General features: G+C 66.1%; 16 protein-coding genes. 11 read left to right on the top strand and 5 right to left on the bottom strand.

The window, feature by feature from the left end:
• Window positions 1-60: 60 nt before the first annotated feature.
• Window positions 61-1,593, bottom strand: coding sequence for a YifB family Mg chelatase-like AAA ATPase (locus ACZ1II_RS21380; RefSeq protein ID WP_465145574.1), 1,533 nt, complete (start codon window positions 1,591-1,593; stop codon window positions 61-63).
• Window positions 1,594-1,738: 145 nt separating this feature from the next.
• Here ACZ1II_RS21380 and ACZ1II_RS21375 point away from each other — a divergent pair, with 145 nt between their 5' ends.
• The gene (locus tag ACZ1II_RS21375; RefSeq protein ID WP_465145573.1) at window positions 1,739-2,566 is read left to right on the top strand and encodes an alpha/beta hydrolase; all 828 of its coding nucleotides are present in this window, start codon (window positions 1,739-1,741) and stop codon (window positions 2,564-2,566) included.
• Here ACZ1II_RS21375 and ACZ1II_RS21370 read toward each other — a convergent pair.
• The gene (locus tag ACZ1II_RS21370; protein WP_465145572.1) at window positions 2,508-2,750 is read right to left on the bottom strand and encodes a hypothetical protein; all 243 of its coding nucleotides are present in this window, start codon (window positions 2,748-2,750) and stop codon (window positions 2,508-2,510) included. The genes ACZ1II_RS21375 and ACZ1II_RS21370 overlap by 59 nt on opposite strands.
• 320 nt (window positions 2,751-3,070) lie before the next feature.
• Here ACZ1II_RS21370 and rpmH point away from each other — a divergent pair, with 320 nt between their 5' ends.
• From rpmH to ACZ1II_RS21330, 8 genes are all read left to right on the top strand, one after another.
• The gene (gene rpmH / locus ACZ1II_RS21365) at window positions 3,071-3,205 is read left to right on the top strand and encodes a 50S ribosomal protein L34 (protein ID WP_021233512.1); all 135 of its coding nucleotides are present in this window, start codon (window positions 3,071-3,073) and stop codon (window positions 3,203-3,205) included.
• Window positions 3,206-3,386: 181 nt separating this feature from the next.
• Entirely contained in the window at window positions 3,387-3,800 is a 414-nt protein-coding gene (gene rnpA / locus ACZ1II_RS21360; RefSeq protein ID WP_465145571.1) for a ribonuclease P protein component, read from the top strand.
• Window positions 3,797-4,042 carry a membrane protein insertion efficiency factor YidD gene (gene yidD / locus ACZ1II_RS21355; protein WP_442947290.1) on the top strand — a complete coding sequence of 82 codons (246 nt, stop codon included), beginning with the start codon at window positions 3,797-3,799 and terminating at the stop codon, window positions 4,040-4,042. Before rnpA ends, yidD begins: the two co-directional genes overlap by 4 nt.
• Before the next feature lie 58 nt (window positions 4,043-4,100).
• Complete coding sequence (gene yidC / locus ACZ1II_RS21350) at window positions 4,101-5,855, top strand: membrane protein insertase YidC (protein ID WP_465145570.1); 1,755 nt, start codon at window positions 4,101-4,103, stop codon at window positions 5,853-5,855.
• An 8-nt stretch (window positions 5,856-5,863) separates the two neighbouring features.
• Window positions 5,864-6,514: a ribosome biogenesis GTP-binding protein YihA/YsxC gene (gene yihA, locus ACZ1II_RS21345; RefSeq protein WP_465145569.1), complete on the top strand. Its 651-nt coding sequence runs from the start codon at window positions 5,864-5,866 to the stop codon at window positions 6,512-6,514.
• Window positions 6,515-6,770: 256 nt separating this feature from the next.
• Complete coding sequence (locus tag ACZ1II_RS21340) at window positions 6,771-7,907, top strand: DUF47 family protein (protein WP_465145568.1); 1,137 nt, start codon at window positions 6,771-6,773, stop codon at window positions 7,905-7,907.
• Between the two features lie 16 nt (window positions 7,908-7,923).
• The gene (locus ACZ1II_RS21335) at window positions 7,924-8,925 is read left to right on the top strand and encodes an anion permease (RefSeq protein ID WP_465145567.1); all 1,002 of its coding nucleotides are present in this window, start codon (window positions 7,924-7,926) and stop codon (window positions 8,923-8,925) included.
• A 290-nt stretch (window positions 8,926-9,215) separates the two neighbouring features.
• On the top strand, window positions 9,216-9,878 hold the full coding sequence (locus ACZ1II_RS21330; RefSeq protein ID WP_465145566.1) for a glutathione S-transferase family protein: 663 nt from the start codon (window positions 9,216-9,218) through the stop codon (window positions 9,876-9,878).
• A gap of 3 nt (window positions 9,879-9,881) precedes the next feature.
• On the opposite strand, the gene ACZ1II_RS21325 is transcribed toward ACZ1II_RS21330, so the two are convergent.
• On the bottom strand, window positions 9,882-10,343 hold the full coding sequence (locus ACZ1II_RS21325; protein ID WP_465145565.1) for a cupin domain-containing protein: 462 nt from the start codon (window positions 10,341-10,343) through the stop codon (window positions 9,882-9,884).
• Window positions 10,344-10,412: 69 nt separating this feature from the next.
• On the opposite strand from ACZ1II_RS21325, the gene dapE reads away from it, so the two are divergent.
• The gene (gene dapE, locus ACZ1II_RS21320) at window positions 10,413-11,555 is read left to right on the top strand and encodes a succinyl-diaminopimelate desuccinylase (RefSeq protein ID WP_465145564.1); all 1,143 of its coding nucleotides are present in this window, start codon (window positions 10,413-10,415) and stop codon (window positions 11,553-11,555) included.
• Window positions 11,556-11,663: 108 nt separating this feature from the next.
• Window positions 11,664-12,983 (top strand): dicarboxylate/amino acid:cation symporter, encoded by a 1,320-nt coding sequence (locus tag ACZ1II_RS21315; RefSeq protein ID WP_465145563.1) that lies wholly within the window; start codon window positions 11,664-11,666, stop codon window positions 12,981-12,983.
• Between the two features lie 202 nt (window positions 12,984-13,185).
• Here the strand turns inward: ACZ1II_RS21315 and nth are convergent, their stop codons facing one another.
• Both nth and dapB read right to left on the bottom strand, forming a co-directional pair.
• Window positions 13,186-13,845 carry an endonuclease III gene (nth, locus tag ACZ1II_RS21310; RefSeq protein ID WP_465145562.1) on the bottom strand — a complete coding sequence of 220 codons (660 nt, stop codon included), beginning with the start codon at window positions 13,843-13,845 and terminating at the stop codon, window positions 13,186-13,188.
• Window positions 13,842-14,570, bottom strand: a complete 729-nt coding sequence (gene dapB / locus ACZ1II_RS21305) for a 4-hydroxy-tetrahydrodipicolinate reductase (protein ID WP_465145561.1) — start codon at window positions 14,568-14,570, stop codon at window positions 13,842-13,844. The genes nth and dapB overlap by 4 nt, the downstream gene beginning before the upstream one ends.
• Window positions 14,571-14,603: the final 33 nt, after the last annotated feature.

Genomic DNA, 14,603 nt, shown 5'->3' with positions numbered 1-14,603 from the left:
AGAGCGGACCGTTTCGATGACGATTCCCGTTATTTAATAAACCGTCTGCCCGTTCTTCGATCAGCTGCTCGGAGACCGCCTGCGGTAGCTCAGCGCCTCGGCGACGTGGAGGCGCGTGACTTGCTCCATCCCAGCTAGGTCGGCGATCGTGCGGGCGACGCGCAGGATGCGGGTGTAGCTGCGGGCCGAGAGGTGCATCGCCTCCGCCGCCTGCATCAGTAGTTTCCGCCCCGCTTCGTCCGGTGTCGCGTGGGTTTCGAGGAGGTCGCCGTCGAGTTCGGCATTGGTGCGTTTGCGCGTGCCTTCGAGCCGCGCGGTCTGGATCAGGCGGGCGCGGGCGACGCGGGCGGCGACTTCGGCGCTGCCTTCCTTGGGCGGCGGCAGCGCGAGATCGACGGCGCGCACTGGGTCGACTTCGACGTGCAGGTCGATCCGGTCGAGCAGCGGGCCGGAGACTTTGCCCTGATAGTCCGCCGCGCATTTCGGCACACGCGAGCAGGCGAGGGCCGGATCGCCGAGGAAACCGCAGCGGCACGGGTTCATCGCAGCGATCAACTGGACCCGCGCGGGATAAGTCAGGTGGGCATTGGCGCGGGCCACGGTGACTTCGCCGGTCTCCAGCGGCTGGCGCAGCGAATCGAGCACGGCGCGCTGGAATTCCGGCAGTTCGTCGAGGAACAGCACGCCGAGGTGTGCCATCGAGACTTCGCCGGGCCGCACTTTGAGGCCGCCGCCGGTCAGCGCCGCCATCGAGGCGGAATGGTGTGGCGCGCGAAACGGGCGGGCGCGGCTGATCCGGCCTTCCTCCAGGGTTCCCGCGACCGAGGCGATCATCGAGACCTCCAGTGCCTCGGCGGCGGTCAGTTCGGGCAGGATGCCGGGCAGGCACGAGGCGAGCAGCGACTTGCCTGCACCCGGAGGCCCGCTCATCAGCAGGTTGTGCGATCCGGCGGCGGCGATCTCCAGCGCGCGGCGGGCGACTTCCTGCCCTTTCACCTGTCGCAGGTCGGGGCCGCGTTCGGGCGGGTCGGCGCGGCCCGGCTCGGGCGGGTCGGCGCGGCCCGGCTCGGGCGGCGGCAGGACTTGCGTGCCCTTCAGATGGTTGAGCAGGCTGATGAGGTTCGGCGTCGCCACCACCGGCACGCCGCTGGCCCAGCGCGCCTCGCTGCCCTGCGCGGCCGGGCAGATCAGTCCGAGATCGCGCTCGCTGGCGTGGAGCGCTGCCAGCAGCACGCCGGGTGAGGGGATCACCCGGCCGTCCAGCGCCAGCTCGCCCACTGCGACGAAATCCGCCAGTTGCTCCGAATCGGCGATCCCCATCGCCGCCAGCAGCGCCAGCGCGATCGGCAGGTCGTAGTGCGAGCCTTCCTTCGGCAAGTCCGCCGGGGAGAGGTTGATCGTGATCCGCTTGGGCGGCAGCGCGAGACCCATGGCGGTTAGCGCGGCACTTACCCGCTGGCGACTCTCCCCGACGGCCTTGTCCGGCAGGCCGACGAGCGTGAACCCCGGCATTCCGGGGGCAACCTGACACTGCACTTCAACCGTACGCGCTTCCAACCCCAAGTAGGCGACGGTTGAAACGAGAGCGACCACGAAGGTTATTCCTTGCCTGTTCTCATTAATATTGGACAATCGCGTTATATAACTAAACTAAACCGAAGTATTTCTCGTTGTCCAGAAGGTTAAAGTCTTTTAACCTTAGCTCTAACGACTTGTGTAAGCAGATAGGTCGCATCCTATGGAAATGCGCTCGCTTGCCACTCTTCTCGCTCTGGCGACCCTGCTTCCGGCCCTGCCCGCGCAGGCTGCGGAGAGCAGGATTTCCTACGAGCTGGTGGAGACGGAGTCGGGTGTCTTTGAGGGCGATCCGGGGCTTGCCGATCCAAATTACGCCGAGCAGGCGGCTATCGAGACCGATCGCGCCGGTCTGTCGCAGGCGGCCTTCTGGCAGAGCGGCCCGGCGGCCATTCCGCGCGGGATCGCCGCTTACGGTCCGTTTCGCGTGATCGATGCCACCCATGCGGCGCTCGTCGATGCCACCGATTCGCGCAGCCCGGCGCAGTTCGCGGCGCTCCTGCGTGACTATCCGGGTATTGCCCAGCTTGAGATGATCGAATGCCCCGGCACCGAGGACGATCTCGCCAACTTGCGTCTTGGGCGACTGATTCGCGAGCGGGGCATCGCCACCCATGTCCCGACCGGCGGCTCGGTGCGGTCGGGCGCGGTCGAGCTGTTCCTTGCCGGAGTGCGTCGCTATGCCGATGCCGGTTCCGAATTCGCGGTCCACGCCTGGCTGGACGATACCGGCCGCTCGCCGCGCGACTATGGCGCGAACTCGCCCGAGAATCGCCGCTATCTCGACTACTATCGGCAGATGGGCATGAGCGAGGCCGAGGCCTCGGCCTTCTACGGCATGACCAATGCGGTCCCGTTCGAATCGGCGCGCTGGTTCGACGGCGCGGAAATGGCGCGCTGGGTCCGTCTCGATCGGCTCGACGCCTGCGGTGCTAACCGAACAGCGAGGCCAGCCAGCCCCTGCGTCTTGGCGGTCGCTGCGCACCGCTGACCTGCAACAGGTGATTCGCCAGTAGCGTCGCCTGGTTCCGGGTCAGGAAGAAGCGCGAGGTATCGGGTTCCTCGCCCGCGTCCCAGCTATCCCGCTCGAAGGTCTGGAGTTCCAGCATCACGTTGGGGCCGAGGTCGCGCGAGGACCAGCCCACCAGCACGCCGATTCGCTCGTCCTTCGTCATCGATTCGCCGTGATCACCTTGAATCGCTCCTGCGCTGCCGGAAACGGGCCTTTGGCGCGAGGTTAGCATAAGCGGCGCCGTGCGTTCGGGAGCGCTCGGGTGGACGCGGCGGGGCATTGGGGGTACTCGCATGGGCACGGAGCATCGGTGTGTCGATCTCGCGGCAGGGAATGCGTTTCCCGAGTGCTCGCGAATGCGCCTTTCCCTTGACTCTCGCGCCCCGCTCTCGTAACGGCGCGCTTCAGTTTTGCGGTCGACCTCTTGGGGCGGCCCTGTTTGTTCGGGTCCTCCGGGGCCGCATTTGAATTTCGAGGACCGTCATGAAGCGCACTTTCCAGCCCAGCCGCCTTGTCCGCGCCCGCCGTCACGGCTTCCGCGCCCGCACGGCGACTGCCGGTGGCCGCAAGGTGCTTCGTGCGCGCCGCGCTCGCGGCCGTTCGAAGCTTTCGGCCTAAGTCTTTCAAGCCCAAATCCTTAACCGGATTTGGGCTGGGATGCGGCACGCGGCCCGTGTCGCCATCCGAGTTCCCGTATCTCGGGGATTCGGGTGGCGGCACGGGCCGCCGCCGTTTGGGCCTGCGGCTTTCGTGACTTGCGCCAATTGCAGTCCGGGCTGCCGACCCTATCTCTGACGCGATGACCGCCAGCCCTTACTCCACGATGACGAAGCGCGCCGACTTCGTCGCGGCCAACGCCGGTCTGCGGGTCGCGCGGCCCGGATTCGTGCTGCTTGCCAAGGCGAACGGCGGGCAGGGCATGCGCGTCGGCATCACCGTCACCAAGAAGATCGGCAATGCCGTGGTGCGCAACCGCATGAAGCGGCGCTTTCGGGCGCTGCTGCGCGAGATGCTGCCGGAGCATGGGCTTGCCGATACCGACCACGTCCTGATCGGCCGCGAGAACGGCGTCGAGCGCGACTTTACCCTGCTGCAGGGCGAACTGCTGGCCGCGCTTGGCCGCGCCCAGGCGGGGAAGGGCGATCCGCCGCGCAATCATCGCGGGCGCAAGCGCGGGCCGGGCAAGAGCGGCGCTCCGAAGGCGGGACAATGAAGAAGGCGCTCGCCTTCCTCGTCTCGCTGCCGGGGCTGCTGCTGATTCTGGTGGCGCGGGCCTGGCAGCTCGGTCCCTCGAAACTGATGCCGCCGACTTGCCGTTATGCCCCGTCCTGCTCGCAGTACGCCATCATAGCGGTCCGCAAGCACGGTGCGATTAAGGGTGGCTGGCTGGCGTTCAAGCGTATATTGCGCTGCCAACCTTGGGGCGGGCACGGCTACGACCCGGTCCCCGACTGAATGAAATCGGGCAGCCCCGTCGCTGCCACTGACGCGAATACGACAGGAAAAAGCCTTCGTGGATAAGCAGCGCAACATCATAATCGCGGTCGTTCTGACCGCGCTCGTGCTCTTTGGCTGGGAAGCCGGGGTCGGGTATTTCTATCCGCAGGCGAACAAGCCGCAGCCGGTCGAGCAGACCGCTCCGGAAGTCGGCAAGCCGACCCGCGAAGGCGGCCTGCGCGATGCGGCCGATCTGGCGCTGGAGCAGAAGGACCTCAAGACCGCGCTTGCCGCACCCGGTCGCGTTCCCATCGCCGCCCCTGGCGTTTCCGGCTCGATCAACCTGACCGGCGCGCTGCTCGACGATCTCGTGCTCAACCGTCACCGCGAGACCGTGGAGAAGAACTCCGGCCCGGTCCGCATGTTCTCCCCCTCGGGCACCCCGGCGCAGCAGTATGCCCAGTTCGGCTGGGTCGGCGAAGGCATCGCCGCGCCGACCGCGCAGACGGTCTGGACCGCGCCGCAGGGCGCGAAGCTTACGCCGTCCACGCCCGTCGTTCTCACCTGGGACAACGGCAAGGGCCAGGTCTTCTCGATCACCTTCAAGGTCGATGACAACTACCTGATCACTGCCGACCAGCAGATCCAGAACCGCGGCACCGGCGCGGTTGCGGTCCAGCCCTTCGCGCTGGTCAACCGTACCGACCGCACCGCCGCCGCCTATGCCTGGACGCTGCGCACCGGCGGCATCGGCGCCTTCGACGGCTCGGTGGCGTTCGGTCCCAAGTACGAAACCCTCGCCAAGGACGGCACGATGCCGCAGCCGGGCAATGCCGACTGGATCGGCTTCACCGACGTCTACTGGATGTCGGCCGTGATCCCCGTCAATGCCAAGGCCCAGGGCGCGTTCCGCTCGCAGGGTAACGGCATCTTCCGCGCCGATGTCGTCTACGACAAGTCGGTGGTCCAGCCGGGCCAGGCCCTGACCCGCGAGACCAAGCTCTTCGCCGGCGCCAAGGAGCACAAGGTGCTCGACGCCTACGAAGCGCAGGGCATCGCCAACTTCGGCCTCGCGATCGACTGGGGCTGGTTCCGCTGGTTCGAAAAGCCGATCTTCTGGCTGCTGACCAAGCTGTTCAGCCTCGTCGGCAACTTCGGCGTCGCCATCATCCTGCTGACCGCGATCGTGCGCGGCATCATGTTCCCGGTCGCCCAGCGCGGCTTCGCCTCGATGGCCGCGATGCGCGCAATCCAGCCGAAGATGAAGGCGATCCAGGAGCGCTACAAGGACGACAAGCAGAAGCAGCAGCTTGAGATCATGGCGCTCTACAAGCAGGAGAAGGTGAACCCGCTCGCCGGCTGCCTGCCGATGTTCCTTCAGATCCCGGTGTTCTTCGCGCTCTACAAGGTGCTGATGCTGGCGATCGAGATGCGCCACCAGCCCTTCGTGTTCTGGATCAAGGACCTTTCCGCCCCCGATCCGCTGCACATCCTGAACCTGTTCGGCCTGCTGCCGTTCACGCCGCCGAGCTTCCTGGCGATTGGCGTGCTGGCCCTGCTGCTCGGCGTGACGATGTACCTGCAGTTCAAGCTGAACCCGGCCCAGATGGACCCGGCGCAGCAGCAGGTCTTCGCGCTGATGCCCTGGTTCATGATGTTCATCATGGCGCCGTTCGCCTCGGGCCTGCTGGTCTACTGGATCACCTCGAACCTGCTGACCATCGCCCAGCAGAAGTTCCTCTACAGCCGCCATCCGCAGCTCAAGGCGATGGCCGAGAAGGAAGCGCAGGACAAGGCGCGCGCCGCCGAGCGCGGCAAGAGCAAGGCCTGAGACCGATCATGACCGAAGAACAGGCCGCACAGGCTGAACTGGCCGAGCAGGCGCGCAAGCTCTTTTCAGGACCGGTGACGTTCCTGAAGAGCGCGCCTGCGCTCAAGTTCCTGCCCGATCCCGACGCGCCGGAGATCGCCTTCTGCGGTCGCTCGAACGTCGGCAAGTCGTCGCTGCTGAACGCGCTTACCGGCCGCAAGGCGATCGCGCGTACTTCGGTGACGCCGGGCCGCACGCAGGAACTGAACTTCTTCGAGGTGGGCGAACCGATGCAGTTCCGCCTGGTCGACATGCCGGGCTACGGCTTCGCCAAGGCGCCGCCCAAGGTCGTCGAGACCTGGCGCCGCCTGGTGCGCGACTATCTGCGTGGCCGCGTGGTGCTCAAGCGCACGCTGCTGCTGGTCGATTCGCGCCACGGCGTGAAGGATGTCGATGCCGAGATGATGAAGATGCTCGACGAAGCCGCCGTCGGCTACCGCATCGTCCTGACCAAGGCGGACAAGATCAAGGCGAGCGAACTCGAAAAGGTTCACGCCGCGACGATCGCCGAAGCCCGCAAGCATCCGGCGGCTTTTCCGGAAGTGCACATCACCTCCTCGGAAAAGGGCCTCGGCATTGCGGAACTGCGGGCGGCGGTTCTGGGCGATTCGCTGATCTGAATATTCGAATATCGCTGACTTCCGGCGCGCCTCCGCATCTGCGGTTGGCGCGCCGTTTGCGTCGGAAGACCCGCAGGTTTTCCGTGAGCGAGCAAGGTCGCTGCACGCGCAAGGCTGCCCTTTTCGAGGGTCTGGGGGATCATCCCCCAGGACTTCCCTGCTTTTCTGCGAGAAACCGCAAATGTGACGATTGCGTGACGAGAGCAGTTCCCCTAGAGGCGCTCGGTCGCGCCAATGAGAAGAAAGGACTCTCGCCATGCGCCAGATCGCCGTTCTTCCCTATCGCACTATCGGCCCTGCCGTGGATGCGCCGATTCAGATCCTGCTGATCACGTCGCGCAGCACGCGGCGCTGGGTCATTCCCAAGGGCGGGCTGATGAAGGGCTATCTGCCCCACGCCGCCGCCGCCGCCGAAGCGGAGGAGGAAGCGGGTGTGCTCGGCGCGGCATGTCCGATCCCGCTGGGGTCCTATCGCTACCGCAAGCAGCGCGCTTCCGGCGCTTCGGTATGGGCGGATGTGGATGTATTCCCCTTCGCCGTCACCGAAGAGCTTGACTCGTGGGACGAACAGCATCAGCGCGAACGCCGCTGGTTCTCTCTCGCCGACGCCGCTAAGGCGGTCGACGAAGAGGATCTTCGCGCGCTGATCCGGTCCTTCGGAGCGCGCGAGTTCCGCGCTGCGGCCAGCCCGGCGCGCCTGATCGGCGCGATGGCTGACCGCATGGCCGACAAGACAGGGATCAATACAATGTTTGCCTGGTTCCAGAAGCTGCTTCCGCAGCAGGGCAATTTCTTCGATCTGTTCGAGCAGCAGGCTGCCACCTTGGTTGCCGGTGCCGACGCGCTCGCGCGTCTGGCGCAGGGCGGCCCCGGCCGCGGCCAGCACATCCGCGAGATCGAGGAACGCGAACACGACGCGGACAATATCACCCGCGAAGTGCTCCAGACCGTTCGCCGGACTTTCCTCACGCCGTTCGACCGCTCGTCGATCACCAGCCTCATCACCACGATGGACGATGCCATCGACGAGATGCAGCAGGTGGCCACCGCCGTGAACCTTTACGAGGTCGCCGAGTTCGAGCCCGAAATGATCGACATGGCGGCGATCATCGTCGACGCCGCGCGCCTGACGGCAGAGATCATGCCGCTGCTGCGCAAGATCGCCGACAACGGCCACCGCCTGCACGAACTCACCGAGCGCCTCGTGCGCATGGAAGGCCATGCCGACGAGATTCACGCGCGCGGCCTGAAGCGCGTGTTCAAGCAGGACACGGGCAAGGATGCGCTGCACTTCATCGTGCGCCAGGAAATGTTCAAGCGCCTCGAACGCGTCGTCGACCGCTTCGAGGACGTCGCCAACGAGATCGACGGTCTCGTGATCGATCACGCCTGACGGGCGGGCACTCGACATGGAGCATACCCTTGCCCTGCCGCTGCTGTTCGGCCTCGTCGCGCTGGCGCTCGCCTTCGACTTCCTGAACGGCCTTCATGACGCCGCCAACGCCATCGCCACGGTCGTCGCCACGCGCCTGCTGTCGCCGGTCGTCGCGGTGCTCTTCGCCGCCTTCGGCAACTTCGCCGCCTACTGGATCATGGGCCTCCACGTCGCCGAGACAGTGGGCAAGGGCATCATCGACAAGGACGCGGTGACGCCTGCCGTGGTGTTCGGTGCCCTCGTCGGTGCGATGTTCTGGAACGTGCTGACCTGGATCAAGGGCATTCCCTCGTCCTCCAGCCATGCCCTGATCGGTGGCCTCCTCGGCGCCGGTATCGCCGCCGCCGGGCCGGGCGTGGTCGAATCGGAAGGCACCGTGAAAACGGTGGTCGCCATCGTCGCCTCGCCGGTGCTCGGCTTCATCATCGCCATGGCCATGATGCTGCTGACCTCCTGGCTGTTCAAGGGCACGACCCCGCGTTCCTCCAACGGCATCTTCAAGACGCTGCACCTGTTCTCCTCGGCCGCCTACTCGATCAGCCATGGCGGCAACGATGCGCAGAAGACCATGGGCATCATCGCCGTGCTGCTCTACTCGACCGGCCACCTCCAGGGCGGCTTCCACGTGCCCGAATGGGTCGTGCTCGCCTGCTACACGGCGATCTCCATCGGCACGCTCTCGGGCGGGTGGAAGATCATCAAGACCATGGGGTCCAAGCTCACCAAGCTGAACCACCACTCGGGCTTCTGCGCCTCCACGGCCGGCTCGTTCGTGGTCTTCGGCGCGAGCGCCATGGGCATTCCGGTCTCGACGACCCACGCCATCACCGGCGCCGTCGTCGGTACGGGTGCGGCACGGCGCGCCAGTGCGGTGCGGTGGTCGGTGGCGAGCCGGGTCATCGTCGCATGGTTCGTGACGATTCCGGCTAGCGCTATCGTTGGGGCGCTGTTCTTTTATCTGACCCGGCTTTTCTAAGGGTAAGAGGGAAGTCCTGGGGGATGATCCCCCAGACCCTCGGAATTGGCAGCGCCGCGCGCACCCTATCCGTCGTGCGCTCCTTGCGGCGCAGCCAATAAGTCTCCCGGCGCCACCATGAGCGCACGACGGCGTTGGCCCGCGTGACCTAGACGGTATTGGGGGTGCAGGGGGGCTATGCTCCCCTGCTTTTATCCTTCCCCTCCTGCGACATCTTGCGACGCCGTTCATCCTCGACTTTGCCAGGCTGAACCGATAGGCCAAACCGACGGCCTACGGGGAACTGCGCAGTGAAGCTTATCATCGGCAACAAGAACTACTCCAGCTGGTCGCTGCGTGGCTGGCTGGCCTGCAAGCAGTCGGGTCTGGCCTTCGAGGAGATCACTGTCCCGCTGTTCGGCGACGACTGGGAGGCGGCCCGCAGTTCCGACGATCTCGCGCCCAGCCATGGCAAAGTGCCGATCCTGTGGGACGGCGAGGCGGTGGTGTGGGACAGTCTCGCGATCATCGAATATCTTGCCGACAAAGTCGGGCGCGACCGTTTCTGGCCCAAGGACGACGCCGCGCGGGCGATGGCGCGTTCGATGGTGGCGGAAATGCATTCGAGCTACATGGCGCTGCGCCGGGCCTGCCCGATGAACATCCGCAGCCGCGTCGAGGGCGTTCCGTTGGGCGAGGACGTGCGCGCGGACATCGTGCGTATCCTCACGCTCTGGGCCGAGGCCCGCGCCCGTTTCGGCAAGGGCGGGCCGTTCCTGTTCGGCACTTTCGGCGCTGCGGACGTGATCTATGCGCCGGTCGTCAGCCGGTTCCTGACGTACGGGATCGGCGTTCCCGGCTTCGCGCAGGCCTATATGCAGGCCGTGTGGGAGCATGAGTGGATGCAGCAGTGGATCAACGCCGCCGAGTCCGAGGACTGGGTGATCGAGCAGTACGAGCACCCCGTCCGCTAGACCTCATCCGGGCCGTTGGGCGGCATAGGGCGTGCCGTCCTTGTGGAGGTAGCCCTGCTCGTTCCAGAGCATGTCGATGTCGGGATAGAAGCCGCCGGTATCCGCTCCGGCGGCGATGGCGATGAACGTGCAGTCGCTGTCCGTCTCGTTGACGAGGTGGTGGCCGTTCTCGGCGCCCTTGGGCCAGGCGCATATGTCGCCGGGGCGGATCGCGGTGCGCCCGCCGTCCTCGATCAGCACGGCCTCGCCGGAGAGCATCACCAGCAGCTCGTCCTCGCCCCGGTGCCAGTGGCGCTGGCTGGACCATGCGCCGGGCTTCAGCACGACATGGCTGGCGGTCAGTTCCGTCAGTCCTCCGGCAGGGGCGAGGCGCCGCCACCAGCGGCCTTCGACCGCAGTGTCGAACGGCTGCGGATAGCCGGTGCGGTTGGATTGCGGGATCGCCTCGATATCCAGTCTGGGCATGGTTCGCTTCCTTGAAAGCCTGTGTCTCGGCTATGGTCTTGGGCGCGGACCTGTGCAATGGCCCGCGACATGACCCAGCCCGTACTCGCGCCCGTACTCGTGCTCGCCGAAGCCCTGCTTGCCTGCCCCAGCGTCACGCCCGCCACCGGCGCGGTGTTCGACTGTCTGGAAAGCCAGCTCGCCCCGCTCGGCTTCGCGGTTCACCGCTTCCTGGCGGGCGAGGCGCCGGACGGCCCGGTCGAGAACCTCTTCGCGATCCGCAAGGGGCCGGAAGGCTCGCGTCACTTCGCCTTTGCCGGCCACCTCGACGTGGTGCCGCCGGGTGAGGGCTGGTCGAGCGCGCCCTTCGCGCCGGAAGTGCGCGGCGAGCTGCTCTACGGTCGCGGTGCGGTGGACATGAAGGGCTCGATTGCCTGCATGGTCGCCGCCGCCGCGCAGATCCCCGCCGACGCGGGCACGATCAGCTTCATCATCACCGGCGACGAGGAAGGCCCGGCCCGGTTCGGCACGCTCGCGCTGATCGACCACATGCGCGACGTGGGTGAAATCCCCGACCTCTGCCTCGTCGGCGAACCGACTTCGGTGCACCGCCTCGGCGACATGATGAAGATCGGCCGCCGCGGCTCGGTCAATATCTGGCTGGAAGTCGAGGGCGTGCAGGGCCACGTCGCCTACCCGCATCTGGCCGACAATCCGATTCCCCGCCTGGTCGCCATGCTCGCCGAACTCGGCGCCATCGTGCTGGACGAGGGCACCGACTGGTTCCAGGCCAGCAATCTCGAAGTGACCGACCTCACCGTCGGCAATCCGGCGACGAACGTGATCCCGGCAAAGGCCTCGGCCCGCATCTCGATCCGCTTCAACGACCTGCACACCGGCGAGAGCCTGTCGCGCCGCGTCACCGAGATTGCCGAGCGCCACGGCGGCACCGCCCGTCCGGTGATCTCTGGTGAGGCCTTCCTTACCCAGCCCGGCGCCTTCTCGGCGATGCTGGCCGATGCGATCCGCGCCGAAACCGGCGTGGAGCCGGAGCTTTCCACCAGCGGCGGCACTTCGGACGCGCGCTTCCTCAAGGACCTGTCGCCGGTGATCGAGTTTGGCCTTTCCAACGCGACGATGCACAAGCGCGACGAGGCCGTGGCGATCCCCGATCTCGACATGCTCGTGCGCATCTATCGCCGCGTCACCGAGGCCGCGCTCGCGCAAGGCTGATCTGCGCGCGGATCGCTAAATCAAAACCCTGAACGTAAGTCCGGCGGACGACGTTGACCGGACCGGTCACGCTGTTAGTCTCCCCGGCAATTTTATTGCGAGGTGACAATGGGCAGGCGCCTGACGCTTTATATTCTTATCGGCATGGTTCTGGGCATCGCCGCGGGCTGGCTGCTGCATGCGACTATCCCGGCGGACGACCCGCGCCTCGTGCAGTGGGCCGACTATTTCAAACTGTTGCCCGACGTCTTCCTGAAGCTGATCAAGATGATCATCGCGCCGCTGGTCTTCGCGACGATCGTCACCGGCATCTCCGGCATGGGCGACAGCGCCGCGCTGGGCCGCATCGGCGGCAAGGCGCTGGGTTGGTTCATCACCGCCAGCCTGATCTCGCTGGGCCTCGGCCTGGTGCTGGTCAACCTGTTCAAGCCGGGCGTCGGCGCGGGCCTCACCACCGGTTCGGACCTCGGCAAGCTGGAAACGGGTGAGCTGACCCTGCATCACTTCATCCTCGAAATCTTCCCTAGCAGTGCCGTCGATGCGATGGCGCAGAACAATATCCTGCAAATCCTCGTCTTCTCGGTCTTCGTCGGCGTCGGTCTGACCGCGATCGGCGAAAAGGGCGCGATCATCGTCAAGGTGAGCGAGGCGCTGTCCGAACTGATGCTGCAGATCACCGACTACGTGATGCGCTTCGCACCCTTCGCGGTGTTCGGCGCGCTCGCCAGCGTGATCGCCAAGCAGGGCCTTGGCATCATCATCACTTACGGGGTGCTCGTCAGCGAGTTCTACTTCGCGATGCTGCTGCTCTGGGTGCTGCTGTTCCTGGTGGGCGGGATTTTCCTGCGCGGGCGGATCGTCACCCTGTTCCGCTACATCCGCGAGCCGCTGCTGCTCTCGTTCTCGACCGCATCGTCGGAAGCGAGCCTGCCCAAGCTGTTCGAGCAGCTCGATCGCTTCGGCGTGCCGCGCCGCATCTCGGGCTTCATCCTGCCGCTGGGCTACAGCTTCAACCTCGATGGCTCGATGATCTACATGAGCTTCGCGTCGATCTTCATCGCGCAGGCCTATGGCATCCACGTAAACATCGGCACGCAGATTCTGATGCTGCTGACCTTGATGGTCAGCTCCAAGGGCATCGCCGGGGTGCCGCGCGCCAGCCTCGTGGTGATCGCCGCGACGCTGACGCAGTTCGGCCTGCCGGTCGAAGGAATCGCGCTGCTGCTGGGCATCGACACCTTCCTCGACATGGGCCGCTCGGCGACGAACGTGGTGGGCAATGCCGTGGCGACGGCGGTCATCACCCGCAGCGAAGGCATGCTCCAGCCGCTGGTCGATCCGGACGAGGAAATGCCGCATGCGCCGACGCGGACTTCGTCGCATGGGCGGGCCGGGCTGAATATCGATCCGGAGCAGTATGAAAGTTGAAGGGAATGAGCAGGGGGTCAACACCCCCTGCACCCCCATTACCGTCTAGGTCACGCGGACCAACTCCGCCCTGCGCCCATGGCTGCGTCGGGAGACCTATTGGCTGCGCCGCAGGGAGCGCGCTACGGATAGGCGGCGCGCGGCGCTGCCAGTTCCGAGGGTCTGGGGGATCATCCCCCAGGACTTCTCTTTTCCTTGCTAATCAGGCCGCCTTGCGAGCGGCGCCCTTCTCAAGAACCTTGTCCCTGTAGTCGCACAAGTCGACCACCGGGCAGCGCCAGCATTCGGGCGTCCGCGCCTTGCAGATGTAGCGGCCGTGCAGGATCATCCAGTGGTGCGATCCCACCCGGAACGGCTGCGGCACGCGCTTTTCGAGCTGCTTCTCGACCGCGAGCGGCGTCTTGCCCTTGGCCATGCCGGTGCGGTTGCCGACGCGGAAGATATGGGTGTCCACCGCGAAGGTTTCCGCTCCGAAGGCGCAGTTCATCACCACGTTTGCGGTCTTGCGGCCGACGCCGGGCAGTTCGACCAGGGCGTCGCGGTCTTCCGGCACTTCGCCGTCGTAGCGCGCGACGAGGATTTCGGAGAGCGCGATGACGTTCTTGGCCTTGGAATTGAACAGGCCGATGGTCTTGATGTGTTCTTTCAGCCCCTCTTCGCCCAGCTCGACCATCTGCGCGGGCGTCTTCACCTCGCGGAACAGCGCCCGCGTGGCCTTGTTGACGCCGACGTCGGTCGACTGCGCGGAGAGCACCACGGCGACGAGCAGCTGGTAGTTGTTGCCGAATTCCAGCTCCGTCTCGGGCGAGGGGTTAAGCTCGGCGAGACGGCGGAAGAATTCGAAGATCTCGGCCTTGTTCAAAGGTCCAGCACCTCGGGCATCGTGTAGCGACCGGCGTGCTTGTGCCGGAGCCACTGGGCGGCCTTGACCGCGCCCTTGGCAAAGATCGTGCGGTTTTCGGCGAGGTGCGAGAACGAGAGACGCTCGTTATCGCTCAGGAAGTGCACGGTGTGCTCGCCCGCCACGGTGCCGCCGCGCAGGGCGGCGAAACCGATGGTGCCCGCCTCGCGCTTGCCGGTGATGCCGTCGCGGCCGCGCACGGCGGTGTCGGACAGGCTGACCTCGCGGCCCTTGGCGGCGGCTTCGCCCAGCAGCAGGGCGGTGCCGGAGGGGGCGTCCACTTTCATGCGGTGGTGGGTCTCGACGATCTCGATATCCCAGTCTTCGCCCAGCTTGCTGGCGGCTTCGCGCACGAGGTGGGCGAGCAGGGTGACGCCCAGCGAGGTGTTGCCGGTCTGGAGCACGGGGATGTGCTGCGCGGCCGAATCGATCAGCCAGTGGTGGCGTTCCTCCAGGCCGGTGGTGCCGACGACGATGGGAATGCCCGCATCGACCGCGGCATCGAGGTTGGCTTCCAGCGCCGTGGGGCTGGAGAAGTCGATCAGCACGTCCGAATGCGCGGCCAGCGCCCCGAGATCGCCGTCGCGGCCCACGCCGCCGGACAATTCTTCGCCTGCTGCCGTGATGGCCTCTGCGATGGCCTGACCCATGCGTCCCGCGCTGCCGATAATTCCGATTCGTGCCACTTGCCGTCTCCGTTGAAGGCTGGTCTCATGGCC

The sequence above is a fragment of the Novosphingobium sp. BL-S-20 genome (genome assembly GCF_055521635.1).
The sequence above is the reverse complement of the archived record's forward strand: the minus strand, read 5'-3'. Positions and strand labels throughout refer to the sequence as shown.

Bases quoted from the DNA above. Each gene is read 5' to 3' on its own strand.
- dapE (WP_465145564.1), top strand. From the start codon at position 10,413: ATGACCCAGCCCGTACTCGCGCCCGTACTCGTGCTCGCCGAAGCCCTG.
- ACZ1II_RS21315 (WP_465145563.1), top strand. From the start codon at position 11,664: ATGGGCAGGCGCCTGACGCTTTATATTCTTATCGGCATGGTTCTGGGC.
- ACZ1II_RS21375 (WP_465145573.1), top strand. From the start codon at position 1,739: ATGGAAATGCGCTCGCTTGCCACTCTTCTCGCTCTGGCGACCCTGCTT.
- ACZ1II_RS21335 (WP_465145567.1), top strand. From the start codon at position 7,924: ATGGAGCATACCCTTGCCCTGCCGCTGCTGTTCGGCCTCGTCGCGCTG.
- ACZ1II_RS21340 (WP_465145568.1), top strand. From the start codon at position 6,771: ATGCGCCAGATCGCCGTTCTTCCCTATCGCACTATCGGCCCTGCCGTG.
- ACZ1II_RS21325 (WP_465145565.1), bottom strand. From the start codon at position 10,343: ATGCCCAGACTGGATATCGAGGCGATCCCGCAATCCAACCGCACCGGC.
- yihA (WP_465145569.1), top strand. From the start codon at position 5,864: ATGACCGAAGAACAGGCCGCACAGGCTGAACTGGCCGAGCAGGCGCGC.
- rpmH (WP_021233512.1), top strand. From the start codon at position 3,071: ATGAAGCGCACTTTCCAGCCCAGCCGCCTTGTCCGCGCCCGCCGTCAC.
- rnpA (WP_465145571.1), top strand. From the start codon at position 3,387: ATGACCGCCAGCCCTTACTCCACGATGACGAAGCGCGCCGACTTCGTC.
- yidD (WP_442947290.1), top strand. From the start codon at position 3,797: ATGAAGAAGGCGCTCGCCTTCCTCGTCTCGCTGCCGGGGCTGCTGCTG.
- ACZ1II_RS21370 (WP_465145572.1), bottom strand. From the start codon at position 2,750: ATGACGAAGGACGAGCGAATCGGCGTGCTGGTGGGCTGGTCCTCGCGC.